1 pseudogene is annotated in these 523 nt (G+C 44.0%); it reads left to right on the top strand.

Annotated elements, in window-relative coordinates:
- Window positions 1-10: 10 nt before the first annotated feature.
- Window positions 11-523: pseudogene (locus BBG47_RS28405) on the top strand (hypothetical protein); the annotation flags it as partial.

Raw genomic sequence — 523 nt, 5'->3', positions numbered from 1 at the left:
GGAAGAGGTCGTGAAGCCGAAGGAAGAAGTGGAAAAGCCAAAGGTTGAAATCACGAAGCCAAAAGTAGAAATTGTAGAGCCGAAAAAAGAAGTTATGCCGCAAACCAAAGTTCCTCAACCGAACGAAGAGAACAAGCAAGTGAATGAGCTAAAACCTATCCAAGAGATTGTACAGCCCAAGAAAGAGGTCAAGAAACCACACCATGCAACTGAATTTGTATATGAAATGGAAAAGGTGGACTATGGAAGTACCCAACATGCGCATCCATGGGTAGGGTACAATCAGCCTATGAACTACCCGTCAAACTTTGACCCATCTATGGGGAATCAATCTTTTCTAAACCAGCCAAACATGCAACAACCTTATGCCGCTCCAGTTCCATCATTCCCGCCAAGCTACGAAATTCCTGTCCCAGTTATGCCGCAATATGTGTCCCCTGTACAGTATGAGCCTTGTGGTTGTAATCATATAGCTAGTAATTGGTACCCTACCAACATCCAACCGAATATCGAACCTTACGTA

It is taken from the genome of Paenibacillus sp. KS1 (genome assembly GCF_001680695.1).
Lineage (GTDB): Bacteria > Bacillota > Bacilli > Paenibacillales > Paenibacillaceae > Paenibacillus_B > Paenibacillus_B suaedae.
This window is presented reverse-complemented; position numbering and strand designations above follow the sequence as displayed.